An 18,576-nucleotide genomic window follows, 5' to 3' on the forward strand; every position below is an offset into this window, starting at 1 on the left:
TCCGATCATCATGCTTGCGGCGCCGTCCCGATATGACCAACCCCGCCGCGCCCGGTCCCTTCCGTGGCTCTGCTGAAGGCGGCCACCAATTTCTCCAATGCAGGCGAAAAGCCGCCATCGGCGGGAACGATGTTCTCCGCGGGCGGCAGGTCTGCCGTGCGGTGACAGGCTGTGGCGTGGCCCGCGCCGTCTGCCAGCGGTTGTGGACTCTCGCTGCGGCAGCGCGCGATCACATAGGGGCAGCGGGTATGAAAGCGGCAGCCGGAGGGCGGATTGAGCGCGCTCGGCAACTCGCCCTCCAGCACGATGCGGCTGCGTTTCGCGCGCGGCTTCGGCACCGGGATCGCCGACAGCAATGCGCGGCTGTAGGGATGGCGCGGCGCGGCAAACAACGCTTGTGCGTCCGCGGTCTCGACGATGGTGCCGAGATTCATCACGGCGACGCGGTCGGCGATGTGCTTCACGACAGCCAGATCATGCGAGACGAAGATGTAGGCCAGCTTCAGCCGATCCTGCAGGTCGCGCAGCAGATTGAGGATCTGGGAGCGGATCGAGACGTCGAGCGCCGACACCGGCTCGTCGCAGATGATCAGTTTCGGTTCGACCGCGAGCGCGCGGGCAATTGCGATGCGCTGGCGCTGGCCGCCGGAGAATTCATGCGGATAGCGGCGGGCAAAGCGCGGCTCGAGCCCGACCAGTCGCAATAGCTCCTCGACCCGTTCGCGGCGACCCGCAGCCGGCACCAGATTGTGCAGCGCCAGCGGCTCGGTCAGGATCTGGCTCACGGTCATGCGCGGGTTGAGCGACGCGTAAGGGTCCTGGAAGATCAGCTGCGCATCGCGGCGGAACGCGCGCAATTGCTCGGCATTGAGCGCGCCGAGGTCGCGCCCCTCGAAGCTGACGCGGCCGGCATCCGGCTCGATCAGCCGCAGCACCAGCCGGCTGACGGTGGATTTGCCGCAGCCGGACTCACCGACCAGCGCCAGCGTCTTGCCGGCCTCGACCGTGAAGCTGACGCCGTCGACCGCCTTCACATGGGCGGTCGGCCGGCCGAACAGCGAGCGTTCGGCGACGAAATGCTTCACCAGCCCTTCGACTTCGAGCAGCGCGGTCATGACACCAGCCGCTCCAGCGGCGCGCGGATGCAGCGCGAGGCGTGGGTCGCGCTCAGCATCGCCAGCGACGGCGGTGATTTGGTGCAGGCATCCTCCACGAACGGACAGCGCGCGGCGAAGCGGCAGCCTGGCGGCGGGTTCGCCATGTTCGGCACCATGCCTTCGATGGTTGCGAGATGGCTGGTGCGGCGATCGAGCCGCGGGATCGAGCCGAGCAGGCCGACCGTGTAGGGATGCTGCGGATTGGCAAACAGCTCGTCGACCGGCGCGCGTTCGACGATCTCGCCGGCATACATCACCGCGACCTCGTCGCAGACTTCGGCGACGACGCCGAGATCGTGGGTGATCAGGATGATCGCAGCACCACTTGCGGCCTTCAGCTCGCGCATCAGATCGAGGATCTGCGCCTGCAGCGTGACGTCGAGCGCGGTGGTCGGCTCGTCGGCGATCAACAGCTGCGGATCGCAGGCCAGCGCCATCGCGATCATCACGCGCTGACGCATGCCGCCGGACAGCTTGTGCGGATATTCGTCGATACGTTTCTCCGGCGAGGGGATGTGGACGCGGCGCAGCAGCTCGATGGTGCGCTCGCGCGCCGCGCGCCGGGAGCCGCCGCGGTGGCGCAGGATCGTCTCGGTGATCTGGTCGCCGATGGTGAAGCTCGGGTTGAGCGAGGTCATCGGCTCCTGGAAGATCATTGCGAGGCGATTGCCGCGCAGGTCGCGCAGCGTCGCATCCGGCACCTCGAGCAGGTCGAAGCCGTCGAAGCGGATCGCGCCGGAGACCGCGGCGGATTGCTTCGGCAACAGCCCCATGATCGCGAGCGAGGTGACGCTCTTGCCGCAACCGGACTCGCCGACCAGGGCGAGCGTGGCGCCGTTGGCGACGGACAGATCGACGCTGTCGACCGCATGCGTGATGCGACCGTCGTCGCCGTGGAAGCTGACGCGTAGGCCCTCGATCTCGATCAGCGGGCCCGCAGTCATTCGCGGCCCGCTTTTGCGGCTGCAATGCCAGCGTCGATCCTGGCACGATCGCTGGTGCCAGTCGGGTTGTCGCGGGTCGGCATGAAGTCGCGGAACGGCACCCAGTGTTCGCGGCTGACGGCTTCCAGCCGTTCCAGTTCGCGCAGGGGATCGATGTGGTCGTCAACCCGCAGGTCGAGCAATGGCCATTCCTCGCTGCCGTGGATGAGCATTGCCGCCGATTGCTTGCCGCGCTTGTCGCCGCCCGCCGCTTCGCCGGCGAACATCGCCCTGATCAGCCGCTCCGCGAACGGCAGCGCTGCATTTGCAGCATAGGCGCGTGCGGTGTCGTCGAGCACCGCGGGTCCGGCCAGCATGTTGCCGGCGATCGAAAAACCGTCGCCGGCGATATGGCCGAACCAGTCGATGCAATCCTTGCCGGAGTGCGCGGCGATGCGGCCCTTGGCGTCCATCATATGTACCTGCCGGCTCTCGCGGCCACCGTCGGGCGCGATCAGCGCCGCGATCACGTCATGCGGGCTGTTGCCGTCGCGCAGCAGCGTGAGGCCGTCGATGCCGTAATAGGGATTGACCAGCGCCTGGGTCGCGATAGCGCCGATCCCGGGTGCAATGTGCGGCACCAGCGCACCGACCGCGAAGAACCGCGTCGCGACGGCGATGCCGAGCTGGCCGGTGGCGCTGTCGCGGGCGATGATCGACCAGGTCATCCGAAACCTCTAGCGGCCCGCGGCGTAACCCTGCATGCCGCGCGGATTGGCGGCGGCACGGCGGCGGGGACCGACCTTCGAGGCCGCGGTGAGGCGGCCTTCCGACCAATCGGGGCCGATCTCCACGACATGACCGCGGCGTTTCAATTCGTCGATGGTCGGTTTCGGCACGCGGTTTTCCAGCACAAGCACGCCGGGACGCGAGGTGCGCGGCCAGAACGAGATCGGGAAATGCTCGGAGTGCCAGGCCGGCGCGTCGATCGCCTCCTGCAAATTGAGTTTGGCGTGGACGTGGCGCAGGAAGAACTGCGTGATCCACTGGTCCTGCTGGTCGCCGCCCGGCGACCCCCAGGAGAGATAGGGCGCGCCGTCGCGCAGCGCCATGGTCGGCGACAGCGTGGTGCGCGGCCGCTTGCCCGGCGCCAGCGATGCCGGGTGGTTCTCTTCCAGCCAGAACATCTGGGCGCGGCTGCCGAGGCAGAAGCCGAGCTCGGGAATCACCGGCGAGGATTGCAGCCAGCCGCCGGACGGCGTCGCCGAGATCATGTTGCCGGCCTTGTCGATGATGTCGAAATGCACGGTATCGCCGCGCACCTCGCCGAACCGGCCGACGGTCGGCTCGCCCGCGCCCATGGCGCCGACCGCCTCGCGATGCCCTTCGGCGTGGCGCAACTTGACGACGCCGCCGAAACCTTCGACCGAACCGGGGCGGAAGTCGAGCGAGGCCTTGTCCTTCGAGATCAGCTTGCGCCGCTCGGTGTTGTAAGCATCGGACAACAGCGTTTCGATCGGAATGTTCGTGAACTTGGGATCGCCGTAGAATGTCTCGCGATCGGCATAAGCGAGCTTGGCGGCCTCGATCTGCAGATGGATGAAGTCGGGGCCCGCGGGATCGAGCCCGTCGAGCTCAAAGCCCTTCAGCAGCGCGAGCTGCTGCAGCATCACCGGACCCTGGCTCCAGACGCCGCACTTCTGCACGGTGTAGCGGCCGTAATCGTAAGTGAGCGGTGCCTCGATGGTGGGCTGCCAGCGCGCCATGTCGTCGGCCGACAGCACGCCGCGATGCGGCGAGCCGGAGACGTCCATCACCTCCTGGGTGCGGCAGAACTTGTCGATCGCCTCCGCGACGAAGCCTTTCGACCAGGCCTGCCGGGCGCGCTCGATCTGCGCGACACGGTCGTCGCCCGCGCTCTCCGCCTCGGTCAGGATGCGCGCGTAAGTCTCAGCCAGCGTCTTGTTGGTGAAGAGGGTGCCGGGCTTCGGCACTTCGCCGTTGGGCAGATAGACGTCGGCCGAGGTGGTCCAGTATTTCCGGAACAGCTGCTCGACGGCCTTGATGGTGGCGGAGGCGCGCTCGACCAGCGGATGGCCGTCACGGGCATAGCCAATTGCGGGCTCCAGCACGTCGCGCAGCTTCATTGTGCCGTAGTCGCGCAGCAGCAGCATCCAGGTTTCGAACGTGCCGGGCACGCAGGCGGCGAGCAGGCCGGTGCCGGGCACCATCTCGAGTCCTTCGCTGCGATAATGCGCGATCGTTGCTTTCGCCGGCGCCGGGCCCTGGCCGCAGATCACCTCGCTTTTGCCGCGCTTGACGTCGTGCACGATGATCGGCACGTCGCCGCCGGGGCCGTTCAGATGCGGCTCCACCACCTGCAGCGTGAATGCCGCTGCAACGCCGGCGTCAAACGCGTTGCCGCCTTTCTCCAGCGCCGCCATGCCGACCGCGGTGGCGATCCAGTGCGTCGAGGTGACGACGCCGAAAGTGCCTTCGATCTCGGGCCTTGTGGTGAATGGATCGGGGTTGACGTTGCTCATGGCTATTCACCGTTCGGCGGCTTGTTGGGCTTGTTGCGCGCGCACTTGATCACAGGCGCGCTGGCATGCCAACCGCCTGGTGGACATGGCCGCTCCCATCCGCGTGATCATGCCGGTACGGCAGCGGCAGGGCTGTTGACGGCGTGGCAGGCGACGCCGTCGATCAGTTCCGGTGTCTTCTGGCGGCAGAGATCGAAGGCGAGGGGGCAGCGCGGATTGAACGCGCAGCCCGATGGCGGATCGATCGGGTTCGGAATCTCACCCTTGACCGGGATGCGCTGCCGGCCGGACATCGCAAGGTCCGGAACCGCGCCGAGCAGCATCTTGGTGTAGGGCATCCGCGGGTTCTCGAACAGTTTCCGGCCCTCGGCGATCTCGACGATGCGGCCGAGATACATCACGCCGATCCGGCTCGCCATGTGGCGGACGACGGCGAGATTGTGGCTGATGAACAGATAGGTCAGGCCGAACTTGTCCTGCAAATCGCGCATCAGATTGAGGATCTGCGCCTGCACCGAGACGTCGAGCGCCGAGGTCGGCTCATCGCAGACGATGAACTCCGCTTCCGACGCCAGCGCACGGGCGATCGCAATGCGCTGGCGCTGGCCGCCGGAGAATTCGTGCGGGAATTTCTGGCCGTCGTCGGGGTGCAGGCCGACCAGCGAGAGCAGTTCGCCGACCCTGGCCTTGATGTCGCGTTCGCCCTGGATCAGGTCGAAGGCGCGGATCGGCTCGGCGACGATGGCGGCGACCCGGTAGCGCGGATTGAGGCTGGCGTAAGGATCCTGGAAAACCATCTGGATGCGCCGGCGCAGCCGGCGGCGCGCCTGAGCCTGCCGTGGATCGGTCATCGATACGCCGTCGATGACGACCTCGCCCGAACTCGGCGGCAGCAGGCCGACCACCATGCGTGCAACCGTGGTCTTGCCGGAGCCGGATTCGCCGACCAGCGCAAAGGTCTCACCGCGCTTGATGTCGAAAGAGACGCCGTCGACGGCTTTGAGATATTCGAGATGGCCGCCCTCGAGCACGCGGTTCAGCCACGGCTTCGAGACGTCGAAGACGCGGCGCAGGTTCCTGACCTCGATCAACGTCCCGCTCATGCCGCGGTCTCCTTCGCGGGCTCGAACAGATGGCAGGCGACGGATTGCGTACCCTGCCGGATCGGCTCGGGGCGTTCGACGCGGCAGCGATCGAAGACAAATGCGCAGCGCGGATTGAACGGGCAGCCCGGCGGGATCGCCGACAGCCGCGGCATCGAGCCCGGGATCTGCACCAGGCGCTTGTCCTCGCCCGCAAGCGTCGGGATCGCGCCCATCAGGCCCTTGGCATAGGGATGCAGCGGATTGCGCACCACCTCCTGCACCGGGCCGATCTCGGCGATGCGGCCGGAATACATCACCGCGACGCGGTCGCAGGTCTCGGCGATCACGCCCATGTCATGGGTCACCAGCATCACCGCGGTGCCGTGGTCGCGGCCGAGCCGCTTGATCAGCGCGATGATCTGCGCCTGCACGGAGACGTCGAGCGCGGTGGTCGGCTCGTCCGCGATGATCAGCTCCGGCTCGGCGCAGATCGCGAGCGCGATCACGACGCGCTGGCGCATGCCACCGGAGAATTCATGTGGATAGCCGTCGATGCGCTTCTCCGGCGCGGGGATGCCGACCTCGGCCAACAGATCGATGGCGCGCCTGCGCGCGGCGCTTTCGCTCAGATTGGTGTGGGTGCGGATGGTCTCGATGATCTGGTCGCCGATCTTGTAGAGCGGATTGAGGCTGGTCAGCGGATCCTGGAAGATCATGCCGATCCGCTTGCCCCTGACGCGGCGGATCTCCTCCGGCGGCAGATGGTCGATCCGCGTGCCCGACAATTCGATCTCGCCGGCGGAGATGCGGCCGGGCGGATCGATCAGCCCGATCACCGCAAGTCCAGTGACCGACTTGCCGGCGCCGGACTCGCCGACCACGCCGAGCACCTCGCCCTTGGCGATGTCGAACGACACGCCGTTGATGGCGCGCAACGTCGCGCGGCGGGTGACGAACTCCACCTCGAGATTGCGCACGGAGAGAACAGGCTGGGTCATCGGAGCTTTGGGTTGAGTGCGTCGCGCAGCCAGTCGCCGAGCAGGTTGATGGAGAGGATCAGGCCGGCCAGCGCAATGCCCGGGAAGGCGACGATCCACCATTCGCCGGCGAACAGATAGTTGTTGCCGATCCGGATCAGGGTGCCGAGCGAGGGCATGGTGTCGGGCATCCCTGCGCCGAGGAACGACAACGTGGCCTCGGTGATGATCGCGAGCGCGAGGTTGATGGTGGCGATGACGAGGATCGGGCCCATCGTGTTCGGCAGCACGTGGCGGAACATGATCTTCGGCGCCGGCAGGCCGATCAGCTGCGCCGCCGCCACATAGTCCTTGTTCTTCTCGACCATCACCGAGCCGCGCACGGTTCGGGCATATTGCACCCAGAAACTGAGGCCGATCGCGATCACGAGCACGCCAAGCGTGCTCATCTCGTCGAGCCGGTTGCCGAGCAGCGATTTGGCGACCCCGTTGACCAGGAGCGCGATCAGGATCGCCGGGAAGGTGAGCTGCACGTCGGCGATCCGCATGATCACGGTGTCGACCACGCCGCCGAAATAGCCGGCGACCAGGCCGAGGGCGATGCCCAGCGCGCCGGCGAAGACCACGCCGGCGAGGCCGACCGCAAGCGAGATGCGCAGGCCGTAGAGGATCGCCGAGAGCACGTCGCGGCCCTGCTCGTCGGTGCCGAGCAGGAACGGGCTCTGGCCGTCGGCGCTCCAGAGCGGCGCGATCCGCGAGTTCATCAGCTGCAGCTGCGCCGGATCGAACGGGTTCTGCACCGCGAGCCAGGATGCGAAGATCGCCAGCAGGAAGAACAGCAGCGTGATCGCCGCGGCGACCATCGTCAGTTTGGAGCGGCGGAACGAATAGAAGATGTCGCTGTCGAGCGCGCGCCTGAACCAGCCGGCAGCGGGCTGGTGATCTTGCGTGCGATCGGGGATGGCGGCGTCGGACATCGGTCAGCCCCTCACGCCGCGCGGCCGACGGTCGAGCGCAAACGCGGATCGACCACGGTGTAGAGGATGTCGACCACGAGATTGATGGTGACGAAGATCAGCGAGACCATCAGGAGATACGCGGCCATGATCGGGATATCGACGTTTTGCACGGCCTGCACGAACAGAAGCCCCATGCCCGGCCATTGGAACACGGTTTCGGTGATGATCGAGAAAGCAATAACCGAACCAAACTGCAGGCCGGCCACCGTGATCACCGGAACCAGGGTGTTCTTCAGCGCGTGGCCGAAATGGATCGCGCGGGTGGTCAACCCGCGGGCGCGGGCGAAGCGGATATAGTCGGTGCGCAGTACTTCCAGCATTTCGGCGCGCACCAGCCGCATGATCAGGGTCATCTGGAACAGCCCGAGCGTGATCGCCGGCATGATGATCGCCTTCCAGCCGGAGACCGTGAGGAGCCCGGTCGACCACCAGCCGAGCTTGACCACCTCGCCGCGGCCGAAGGAGGGCAGCCAGCCCAGGGTCACGGCGAACAGATAGATCAGCAGGATGCCGATCAGGAAGGTCGGCAGCGAAATGCCGATCAGCGATATCGCCTGGAATAATTTGGCCAGGATGGTGTCGCGGCGCAGCGCCGAATAGACCCCCATCAGGATGCCGGCCACCATCGCAAAGATGGTGGCGACGATCGCAAGCTCCAGCGTCGCCGGCATGCGCTCGGCGAGCAGCGAAGAGACCGGTAGGCGGAACTGGTAAGACACGCCGAACTTGAACTGCAGCGCATTGATGAAGTAGCGGCCGAACTGCACCAGCACGGGATCGTCGAGGCCGAGCGAGTGCCGGATCTCGGCGCGCTGCGCGGCCGAGGTGTCGATCGAGACCATCTGGTTCACGGGATCGCCGGCGAAGCGGAACATCGCGAACGCGATGACGCCCACGGCGAGCATGACGCCGACCGCCTGCAGGAAGCGGCGAAGAGTGAAAGCGAGCATCTCTACCTTTCACTGCTCTTTGCAATTGGCGCGCGGCTTTGCGCGACCGGAAAACGCGAGGTCCCGGAAGCCTGCGCTTCCGGGACCCAATTCGCCGAAACCACTATTCACCCTCTTTGGTCGCCCAGTACAGCAGCACCTGGTTGTCGGCGCGCTGGGTCAGTTTGACCTTTTTCGACACGCCCCACACCAGCGGCTGCTGATGCAGCGGAATGTAGCCGTAATCCTTGATGACGATCTCGTAGGCTTGCTTGATCAGCTGGTCGCGCTTGGCCGTATCGCTCTCGACCAGGACCTTGTCGGTGAGCGCGTCGACTTCCTTGTTGCAATAGCCGCCGAGATTGGCCTCGCCCCGGGTCGAATCCTTCGGATCGTCGCGGCAGCCGAGGATGTCGTGCAGCACATTGTGCGAGTCCGACGTCGCGGGGGTCCAGCCCAGCATGAAGAACGAGGTCTGGTAGCCGCCGGGCTTCAGCACCTTGGCGAAATACTGCGCCTTCGGCTGCGCCAGCAGGTTCACCTTGACGTTGATGCGGGCCAGCATGCCGACCACCGCCTGGCAGATCGCGGCGTCGTTGACGTAACGGTCGTTCGGGCAATCCATGGTGACTTCGAAGCCGTTCGGATAGCCGGCCTCAGCGAGCAGCTTCTTGGCGGCATCCGGATCGGCTTTCGGCCGGACGAAGTCCTTCGACAGCGGATAAAGCTCGGGCGCGATCATCAGCGCCGAGGGCGTCGACATGCCGCGCATCACCCGGGTCTTGATCAGGTCGACGTCGATCGCCTTGTAGAAGGCTTCGCGGACTTTGATGTCCTTGAACGGATTCTTGCCCTTGACGTTGGAGTACAGGAGCTCGTCGCGCGTCACATCCATGCCGATGAAGATGGTGCGGATCTCGGGTGCGGTCATCACGGTGGCGACGCCGCTGGAATTGACGCGCTGGATATCCTGCAGCGGAACCGGCTCGATGACGTCGACCTCGCCCGACAGCAGCGCGGCGACGCGGGTGGCGTCGGAGCCGATCGAGGTGAAGATGATCTCCTTGAGATTATGCTCGGGCTTGCGCCAATAGCCTGGGAACACCTTGAACACGGTCTTCACGCCGGGCTGATGGCTCTCGATCGTGAAGGGACCGGTGCCGTTCTCGTGCAGCGCCGCGTAGCTCGGCGTGGTCGCGGAGGCCGGCGTCGGTGCGACGGAGTTGTTCTCCTCGCACCACTTCTTGTCCATGATGTACCAGCTATCCCATTGCGAGGTCAGGATGGGATTGGGCGAGTCCAGCGTCACGTCGACGGTGTAGTCGTCGACCTTGGTGAACTTGGCGTCGGCCGGGACGTTGCTGAGGAAATTGGAGCCCTTGGCGCGGACGCGGTCGGCGGAGAACAGCACGTCGTCGGCGGTGAAGGGGTCGCCATTGTGGAATTTGACGCCCTTGCGCAGATGGAAGCGCCATTTGGTCGGGCTCAGCGTCTCCCAGCTTTCTGCCAGGGCCGGAATGATCTTGAGGTTCTTGTCGCGGGCGGTGAGGCCTTCGTAGACATGCGCGTGATGCGCGATCGTCGTGGTTTCCTTCAGCGTGTAGGGATCCAGCGATTTCAGCTCGCCCTGGTTGGCATATCTCAGCGTCTGCGCCGATGCCGGCAAGGCAAAGACGGCCAGTGCGACGGCAGCCGCCGCAAACAAACTCCAACGTACCGACATGTGATCCCGCGTCCCCGTTTTTGTCCGCCGGCTGCTTTGTCCGGCTGGTATTATTGATGCATGTTGCCAGAGTTTACCGGCTGCGCAAGCGCGATTTCCCAAAGGGTTAACCTGCTCGCGCGGGTGCAGCGCAACGACTGGGATTTCAAGATAGGCGGTCGGTATCGGCGCGTGACATTCGACTTTCGGAGTGCTGCTTGCGGGACGCGGGAATGATCGGCGGCGCGCTCTGCCGATGCCGGCCGCTGCAAGACAGTTTGGTTGACCATAACGGATGATTGAGGCCGACCGCAGCTTGGGGCGGGGGAGGCCGACTTGCGCAACGCACCCCGTCGCGGCGATACTGCGCCGGGTCAAGGCGCATTTGAGGAGGCGGATATGAAAGTCAACGTCGAGATAGATTGTACGCCCCTCGAAGCGCGGCAATTCTTCGGCCTGCCCGATGTGGCGCCGATGCAAACCGCCGTCATGGACAAGCTGCAGCAGCAGATGCTGTCCAACATCGAGAAGATTTCACCGGAATCGCTGATGCAGAGCTGGTTCACCTTCGATCCCAAGATCGCGGAGCGCTTCCAGGACATGTTCGTGGCGATGGCCGGCTTCGGCACGAGCAAGAAGAAATAGTGACCGACATGGACAGGAGCGTAGATGGGACCGAACGCCGGTTGCGCCCGCCCAGCCTGTTCCTGATGCTGGCGGAAGCACGCGGCGTGCTCGAGCTGAATTCGAGCCTGCTGCTGTCGCCTTTGCTGTTGCAGGCGCCGAAGGGCGACGGCCATCCGGTGCTGGCGCTGCCGGGCTTCCTCGCCAGCGACCTTTCGATGGCGCCGATGCGGCGCTATCTGAAGGAGCTCGGCTACGACGCCTATGCCTGGAACATGGGCCGCAATTTCGGCGGGATTTCCAGCAGGCGAGGTGCGCTGCGCGACCTGCTGAAGCGGGTTCATGAGGCCAACGGGCGCAAGGTCTCGATCATCGGCTGGAGCCTCGGCGGCGTCTACGCGCGCGATCTGGCGTCGCAGATGCCCGAGCTGGTGCGCTCCATCATTACGCTCGGCAGTCCATTCGCCGACGACATCCGCGCCACCAATGCGACCCGGCTCTATGAATTATTGTCCGGCGAGGGGGTGGATGCCATCCCCGAGGTCCGCGCCGCGATCGCCGGCGACATGCCGGTGCCGGCGACCTCGATCTATTCCCGAACCGACGGCATCGTGAACTGGCGGACCTCACGGGTGCGGCCGTCGGCGACCGCCGAGAATATCGAGGTGCATCTGGCCAGCCATCTCGGCCTCGGCGTCAACCCCGCAGCGCTGTGGGCAATCGCGGACCGGCTGGCGCAGCCGGAAGGCGAGTTCCGGCATTTTGACCGGTCCGGCCCCTTTGCCATTGCCTACGGACCGGCAGAACAGGCACTATCCTAATCAAACGACGAGAGGCGCCGCCAAGGCGCCCGCGTGAGTTGGCTCTCGGGAGGAGATCATGAGCGACGCCAAGAAGCTGTCCTCGCTGGACGCATCGTTTCTGTATCTGGAAACGCCGGAAATGCCGATGCATGTCGGCAGCATGGCGATCTTCCGCCTGCCCGACGGCTACAAGGGCGACTTCTTCGAGGAGTTCAAGGCGATGATCGCCTCGCGGCTGCACATCGCGCCGATCCTCAAGGCGCGCCTGCAGAAGGCGCCGCTCGATATCGACCATCCGTCCTGGGTCGAGGACGACCAGTTCGACATCGACCGCCACATCTTCCGCGCCAGCCTGCCGGCGCCGCGCGACCGCGCCACGCTGGAGCGCATCGTCGGCTGGATGCACGCCAAGCTGTTGAACCGCGCCCGACCGCTCTGGGAGTTCTACGTCTTCGAGGGCATGAAAGACAACGAGATCGGGCTCTATTCCAAGATGCACCACGCCTGCATCGACGGCGGCGCAGGCGCTGCGCTGACCAGCATGATCTACGACCTGACGCCGGTGCCGCGCGAGATCGAGCCGCCGAGCGCCAAGAAGGTCGCGCAGGAGCCGCGCGACATCGCGGCCAATCTGATCGATGCCTATCAGCAGCTCTGGACCCAGCCGTTCGAGGCGGCCGCCGCCGCGCAGAAGAGCCTGGAGCTGCCGCGCTCCGGCAAGAGCGACCTTGGCTCGATCCTGTTCGACAACGCCATGTTCCAGATCGAGAGCGCGGTGAAGTTCGCGGGCTCGATGCCGACCGTGATGAAAAGCCTGTCCGACGTCGTCGCCAAGGTCGCCGATCCCAGGTCGCGCGAGAGCCTGCAGGCGATGGCCTCGCCGCCGACCATCCTCAACAAGGCGATCTCGTCGGAGCGCAGCTTTGCCGGTACCTCGATCTCGCTGTCGCGCGCCAAGACGCTGGCGAAGGCATCCGGCGGCAAGCTCAACGACGTCGTGCTGGCGCTCGCCTCCGGCGTGGTGCGGCGCTACCTGATCAGCCAGGGCGCGCTGCCGAACAAGTCGCTGACCGCCGGCGTGCCGATCTCGCTGCGCGAGGAGGGCAATTCCGAATCCAATAACCAGGTGTTCGGCATGATCTGCTCGATCGCGACCGACGTCGAGGATCCGAAGAAGCGGCTTGAGACCATCATCGCGCAATCCACCAAGTCCAAGGAGATGTCGCATCCGTTGCGCGCCCTGGTGCCGCAGGTCTCCAACATCTCGCTGCTCGGTGCGCCGATCGTGGTGCAGGTTCTGGCGCTGCTCTACAGCCGTTCCGACCTCTCCAACGTGCTGCCGCCGGCGACCAACATCACGGTGTCGAACGTGCCGGGACCGCGGCAGACGCTGTATGCGGCCGGCGCCGAGCTGTTGCACATCTTCCCGGTTTCGATCTCGACCCACGGTGTTGCGCTCAACATCACCGTGCAGAGCTACCGCGATCAGCTCGATTTCGGTTTCATAGTCGGTGCCAACATCATTCCGCACGTGCAGGTGATGTGCGACATGCTGCCGCTCGAGTTCGATGCACTCGAGGCGGCGTTCGCTCCCCCGCCTGCGGATATCAAGGGCGCGGCCGAATAGGAATTTCACAATGATCGAGATGCCACCGCTGCAGTTCGCCGAGACGAACGGCATCCGCATGGGGTTTTACGAAGCAGGCCCCAAGACCGACAAACCGCCCGTGGTGCTGTGCCACGGCTGGCCTGAGCTGGCGTTCTCCTGGCGCCACCAGATCAAGGCGCTGGGCGAGGCCGGCATCCGGGTGATCGCGCCGGATCAGCGCGGCTATGGCGCGACCGACCTGCCGGAGCCGGTCGAGGCCTACGACATGGAGCACCTGACCGGCGATCTGGTCGGCCTGCTCGACCATCTCAAGATCGACAAGGCGATCTTCGTCGGACACGACTGGGGTGGCTTCGTCGTCTGGCAGATGCCGCTCAGGCACCCGTCGCGGGTCGCCGGCGTCGTCGGCGTCAACACGCCGCATTGGGATAGGGCGCCTGTCGATCCGATCGCGCTGTTTCGCCAGCGCTTCGGCGACCACATGTACATCGTCCAGTTCCAGGATCCGGCGCGCGAGCCCGATCGGATCTTCGGCAGCCGGGTCGAGCAGACCTTTGACGCCTTCATGCGCAAGCCGGCTGCCCGCCCGCCCGGCGCGCCGGAGGAGCAGCCGATCGCCGGCGTAGGCGCCTCGGCGCGGCTCAATTTGGCGTTCCCGCAGATGATCGCGAATTACGACGCCAAGCATGATCCGCGGACGCCGATCCTGTCCGCCGACGAGAAGAAGGTGTTCGTCGACACCTTCACCAAGACCGGCTTCACCGGCGGCATCAACTGGTATCGCAATTTCACCCGCAACTGGGAACGTTCGGCCGGGCTCGACCATCACGTGCGGGTGCCGTCGCTGATGATCATGGCCGAGAACGACGCGGTGCTGCCGCCTTCCGCCGCGGACGGCATGGAGAAGCTTGTGCCGGACCTCGAAAAATATCTGGTCAAGGACAGCGGCCATTGGACGCAGCAGGAAAAGCCTGACGAGGTCAGCGCAAAGCTGATCGAATGGCGCAGAAAGCGGTTTGGGTAATTTCTGGCCGTCATTGCGAGGAGCGAAGCGACGAAGCAATCCATTCTATCCGCTTGCGGCACGATGGATTGCTTCGCGGAGCCTGTCATCCGGCGGCGCTACGCGCCGACCGGGTGGCTCGCAATGACGGTTGAGACAAGGTAGGGGGCACTTCCAACATGGCGTCCGGCAACAGACTGAGTCCGATCCCGCATCCACCGACGAAGCCGGTGGTCGGCAATATGCTGTCGCTGGATTCGACCGCGCCGGTGCAGCACCTGGTGAAGCTCTCCAAGGAGCTCGGACCGATCTTCTGGCTCGACATGATGGGTTCACCGATCGTGATCGTGTCCGGCCACGATCTCGTGGAAGAGCTCTCGGATGAAAAGCGCTTCGACAAGGCGGTGCGCGGCTCGCTGCGCCGGGTGCGCGCGGTCGGCGGCGACGGGTTGTTCACCGCCGACACCAAGGAGCCGAACTGGAGCAAGGCGCACAACATCCTGATGCAGCCGTTCGGCAACCGCGCCATGCAATCGTATCACCCGAGCATGGTCGATATCGCCGAGCAGCTGGTCAAGAAATGGGAACGCCTCAACGCCGACGAGGAGATCGAGGTCGTCCACGACATGACGGCGCTGACGCTGGACACCATCGGGCTCTGCGGCTTCGACTATCGCTTCAATTCGTTCTATCGGCGCGATTACCACCCGTTCGTGGAATCGCTGGTGCGCTCGCTCGAGACCATCATGATGACCCGCGGCCTGCCGCTCGAGGGTCTGTGGATGCAGAAGCGGCGCAAGATGCTGACCGACGACGTCGCCTTCATGAACAAGATGGTTGACGAGATCATCGCCGAGCGGCGCGGCAACACCGACGTGACCGACGACAAGAAGGACATGCTGGCCGCGATGATGACCGGCGTCGACCGCTCAACCGGCGAGCAGCTCGACGACGTCAACATCCGCTACCAGATCAACACCTTCCTGATCGCGGGCCACGAGACCACCTCCGGCCTGCTGTCGTGCACGATCTATGCGCTGCTAAAGCACCCCGAGGTGTTGAAGAAGGCCTATGAGGAGGTCGATCGCGTCCTCGGGCCCGACATCGATGCGCGGCCGACCTACCAGCAGGTGACGCAGCTCACCTACATCACCCAGTGCCTGAAGGAGGCGCTGCGGCTGTGGCCGCCGGCGCCGGCCTACGGCATTGCGCCGCTCAACGATGAGACGATCGGCGGCAAATACAGACTGAAGAAGAACACTTTCATCACCGTGCTGGTGATGGCGCTGCATCGTGATCCCTCGGTCTGGGGCCCGAACCCCGATGTGTTCGATCCCGAGAATTTCAGCCGTGAGGCTGAAGCAAAACGTCCGATCAACGCCTGGAAGCCGTTCGGCAACGGCCAGCGCGCCTGCATCGGCCGCGGCTTTGCCATGCACGAGGCGGCGCTCGCGATCGGGATGATCCTGCAACGCTTCAAGCTGCTCGACGTGCATCGCTACCAGATGCATTTGAAGGAGACGCTGACCGTCAAGCCCGACGGCTTCAGGATCAAGGTGCGGCCGCGCGACGACAGGGATCGCGGCGCGTTCACCGGCAGCACCGGCGCGGTTGCGGCCGCGCCGAAGGTTCAGCGCGCGCCGACCACGCGTCCCGGCCACAACACGCCGATGCTGGTGCTCTACGGCTCGAACCTCGGATCGGCCGAGGAGCTGGCGACCCGCATGGCTGACCTGTCGGAGATCAATGGTTTCTCGGTGCGCCTCGGGCCGCTGGACGATTATGTCGGCAAGCTGCCGGAGGAAGGCGGCGTGCTGATCATCTGCGCCTCCTATAATGGCGCGGCGCCTGACAATGCGATGCAATTCGTCAAATGGCTGGAGAGCGACCTGCCGAAGGATGCCTTCGCCAAGGTGCGCTACGCCGTGTTCGGCTGCGGTAACAGCGATTGGGCGGCGACCTACCAATCGGTGCCGCGCTTCATCGATGAGCAACTGACCAAGCACGGCGCGCGCGCGGTCTATCCGCGCGGCGAGGGTGATGCGCGCAGCGATCTCGACGGCCAGTTCCAGAAATGGTTCCCGGAGGCGGCGAAGGTCGCGACCAAGGAATTCGGCATCGACTGGAATTTCACCCGCACCGCCGAGGATGAGCCGCTCTACGCGATCGAGCCGGTGGCGCAGGGCGCGGTCAACACCATCGTGACCCAGGGCGGCGCGGTGCCGATGAAGGTGCTCGCCAACAACGAGCTGCAGACCAAGGATGGCGCCCATCCGTCGGAGCGCTCGACCCGGCATATCGAGGTCGAGCTGCCGGCCAATCTCAGATACCGCGTCGGCGATCATCTCAGCGTGGTGCCGCGCAACGATCCGACCCTGGTCGATTCCGTCGCGCGCCGCTTCGGCTTCCTGCCGGCCGACCAGATCCGTTTGCAAGTCTCCGAAGGCCGTCGCGCGCAATTGCCGGTCGGCAACGCCGTGTCGGTCGGGCGGCTGCTCACCGAGTTCGTCGAGCTGCAACAGGTCGCGACCCGCAAGCAGATCCAGATCATGGCCGAGCATACCCGCTGCCCGGTGACCAAGCCGAAGCTGCTGGCCTATGTCGGCGACGATGAGGCCTCGGCCACGCGTTATCGTGCCGAGGTGCTCGCCAAGCGCAAATCGGTGTTCGACCTGCTCGAGGAATATCCGGCCTGCGAGCTGCCGTTCCACCTCTACCTTGAAATGCTGTCGCTGCTGGCGCCGCGCTATTACTCGATCTCGTCGTCACCGGCGGGCGAGGCGCAGCGCTGCAGCGTCACCGTGGGCGTGGTGGAAGCGCCCGCAAGCTCGGGCCGCGGCATCTACAAGGGCATCTGCTCGAACTATCTGGCGCGCCGCCGCGCCGGCGACACCGTCCATGCCACCATCAAGGAAACCAAGGCCGGCTTCCGGCTGCCCGACGACAACGCCGTGCCGATCATCATGATCGGACCGGGCACGGGCTTAGCCCCGTTCCGCGGCTTCCTGCAGGAGCGTGCCGCGCGCAAGGCGCAGGGGGCGACGCTGGGCCCCGCGATGCTGTTCTTCGGCTGCCGCCATCCGGAGCAGGACTTCATCTATGCAGACGAGCTGAAGGCGTTCGCAGCCGACGGCATCAGTGAGCTCTTCACCGCCTTCTCGCGCGCCGATGGCCCGAAGACCTATGTGCAGCATCTCGTCGCCGCGCAGAAGGACCGGGTCTGGGAGCTGATCCAGAAGGGCGCGATCGTCTATGTCTGCGGCGACGGCGGCAAGATGGAGCCCGACGTCAAGGCGACGTTGATGTCGATCTATCGCGAGCGCACCGGTTCCGACGCAGATGCCGCCGCGCGCTGGATCGAGGACATGGGCACAGGGAATCGCTACGTGCTCGACGTCTGGGCCGGTGGCTAGCCCCGTGCCTTCGGCAAAGGTGCTGCCCATGCTACAAGCCGCCGCATGATTCCATGGGAAAAGATCGATACCGGGCGCATTCCCGGCACCGAAGGTGAACTGCGCCTGATGCGGCGGGGCCGCGAATTCTCGATCATGCTCGGTACCAATGAGCTGATGAACAGTCGCCTGTCGGGCTCGGAAGAGGCGCTGGCGACGCTTGCGGCGAAGAAGATCGAGCAGGTCGCAAAGCCGCATTTTCTGATCGGCGGTCTCGGCATGGGCTTTACGCTGCGGGCTGCGCTCAAGGTGCTCGGAGGCGAGGCGAAGATCACGGTGGCCGAACTGGTGCCGGCGGTCGTCGCCTGGGCGCGAGGTCCGATGGCGGAGATTTTCGGTGACAGCCTGAACGATCCGCGCGTCAGCATTGAGGAGGTCGATGTCGCCGACGTGATCGAGCGTCATCCGCGCAGCTTCGATGCCATCCTCCTCGATGTCGATAACGGCCCCGAAGGGCTGACCCGCAAGGCCAATGATGCGCTGTACGATGTCGCCGGGCTGAAGCTCGCACACACCGCGTTGCGGCGCGGCGGCGTGCTCGCTGTCTGGTCATCCGGGCCGAACGCAAAATTCCCGAAATCGCTGTCGCGGGCCGGGTTCGCGGTCAACGAAATTGCGGTCCGTGCCACCGGCCGCGGCCGCGGCGTGCGCCACGTGATCTGGATCGCGGCCAAGGAGTAGGCGGCGGCGCTATTGCGGCGCAGCAAGGCTGTCGCGAACGCGGCCCGGTGTTGAAAATCGGGGGCCGTT

General features: G+C 65.4%; 15 protein-coding genes. 6 read left to right on the forward strand and 9 right to left on the reverse strand.

All coding sequences use genetic code 11. The features are described 5' to 3' along the window. Nucleotides 1–8: 8 nt before the first annotated feature. The 9 genes from JQ616_RS23445 to JQ616_RS23485 form a co-directional block, all read right to left on the reverse strand. Nucleotides 9–1,115: an ABC transporter ATP-binding protein gene (locus JQ616_RS23445; protein ID WP_212018472.1), complete on the reverse strand. Its 1,107-nt coding sequence runs from the start codon at nt 1,113–1,115 to the stop codon at nt 9–11. Next, nucleotides 1,112–2,101, reverse strand: coding sequence for an ABC transporter ATP-binding protein (locus tag JQ616_RS23450; RefSeq protein ID WP_212018474.1), 990 nt, complete (start codon nt 2,099–2,101; stop codon nt 1,112–1,114). Before JQ616_RS23450 ends, JQ616_RS23445 begins: the two co-directional genes overlap by 4 nt. Beyond that, nucleotides 2,098–2,808, reverse strand: coding sequence for a DUF1028 domain-containing protein (locus JQ616_RS23455; protein ID WP_212018475.1), 711 nt, complete (start codon nt 2,806–2,808; stop codon nt 2,098–2,100). Before JQ616_RS23455 ends, JQ616_RS23450 begins: the two co-directional genes overlap by 4 nt. Before the next feature lie 9 nt (nt 2,809–2,817). Further along, nucleotides 2,818–4,623 carry a gamma-glutamyltransferase family protein gene (locus JQ616_RS23460; RefSeq protein WP_212018477.1) on the reverse strand — a complete coding sequence of 602 codons (1,806 nt, stop codon included), beginning with the start codon at nt 4,621–4,623 and terminating at the stop codon, nt 2,818–2,820. A gap of 107 nt (nt 4,624–4,730) precedes the next feature. Then, entirely contained in the window at nt 4,731–5,726 is a 996-nt protein-coding gene (locus tag JQ616_RS23465) for an ABC transporter ATP-binding protein (RefSeq protein ID WP_212018479.1), read from the reverse strand. Beyond that, nucleotides 5,723–6,706, reverse strand: a complete 984-nt coding sequence (locus tag JQ616_RS23470) for an ABC transporter ATP-binding protein (RefSeq protein WP_212018481.1) — start codon at nt 6,704–6,706, stop codon at nt 5,723–5,725. The genes JQ616_RS23465 and JQ616_RS23470 overlap by 4 nt, the downstream gene beginning before the upstream one ends. Continuing rightward, on the reverse strand, nt 6,703–7,662 hold the full coding sequence (locus JQ616_RS23475; protein ID WP_212018483.1) for an ABC transporter permease: 960 nt from the start codon (nt 7,660–7,662) through the stop codon (nt 6,703–6,705). Before JQ616_RS23475 ends, JQ616_RS23470 begins: the two co-directional genes overlap by 4 nt. Nucleotides 7,663–7,673: 11 nt before the next feature. Then, on the reverse strand, nt 7,674–8,654 hold the full coding sequence (locus tag JQ616_RS23480) for an ABC transporter permease (RefSeq protein ID WP_212018485.1): 981 nt from the start codon (nt 8,652–8,654) through the stop codon (nt 7,674–7,676). A 103-nt stretch (nt 8,655–8,757) separates the two neighbouring features. Further along, nucleotides 8,758–10,356 carry an ABC transporter substrate-binding protein gene (locus tag JQ616_RS23485; protein ID WP_212018487.1) on the reverse strand — a complete coding sequence of 533 codons (1,599 nt, stop codon included), beginning with the start codon at nt 10,354–10,356 and terminating at the stop codon, nt 8,758–8,760. A gap of 378 nt (nt 10,357–10,734) precedes the next feature. Between JQ616_RS23485 and JQ616_RS23490 the strand changes: the two genes are divergently transcribed. The 6 genes from JQ616_RS23490 to JQ616_RS23515 all read left to right on the forward strand — a co-directional run bounded on the left by JQ616_RS23490 (nt 10,735) and on the right by JQ616_RS23515 (nt 18,507). Beyond that, a complete protein-coding gene (locus JQ616_RS23490) occupies nt 10,735–10,980 on the forward strand; it encodes a DUF6489 family protein (protein ID WP_212018489.1) in 246 nt (81 codons plus the stop codon). 8 nt (nt 10,981–10,988) lie between these two features. Continuing rightward, nucleotides 10,989–11,780, forward strand: coding sequence for an esterase/lipase family protein (locus JQ616_RS23495; RefSeq protein ID WP_212018491.1), 792 nt, complete (start codon nt 10,989–10,991; stop codon nt 11,778–11,780). Nucleotides 11,781–11,838: 58 nt separating this feature from the next. After that, entirely contained in the window at nt 11,839–13,389 is a 1,551-nt protein-coding gene (locus JQ616_RS23500) for a WS/DGAT/MGAT family O-acyltransferase (protein WP_212018493.1), read from the forward strand. A gap of 10 nt (nt 13,390–13,399) precedes the next feature. Beyond that, nucleotides 13,400–14,395, forward strand: coding sequence for an alpha/beta fold hydrolase (locus JQ616_RS23505; protein ID WP_212018495.1), 996 nt, complete (start codon nt 13,400–13,402; stop codon nt 14,393–14,395). A 158-nt stretch (nt 14,396–14,553) separates the two neighbouring features. Then, a complete protein-coding gene (locus JQ616_RS23510) occupies nt 14,554–17,787 on the forward strand; it encodes a bifunctional cytochrome P450/NADPH--P450 reductase (RefSeq protein WP_212018497.1) in 3,234 nt (1,077 codons plus the stop codon). A 45-nt stretch (nt 17,788–17,832) separates the two neighbouring features. After that, on the forward strand, nt 17,833–18,507 hold the full coding sequence (locus JQ616_RS23515) for a spermidine synthase (protein WP_212018499.1): 675 nt from the start codon (nt 17,833–17,835) through the stop codon (nt 18,505–18,507). The last annotated feature ends 69 nt before the right edge of the window (nt 18,508–18,576 follow it).

It is taken from the genome of Bradyrhizobium tropiciagri, from assembly GCF_018130545.1.
Classification (GTDB): Bacteria; Pseudomonadota; Alphaproteobacteria; order Rhizobiales; family Xanthobacteraceae; genus Bradyrhizobium; species Bradyrhizobium tropiciagri_A.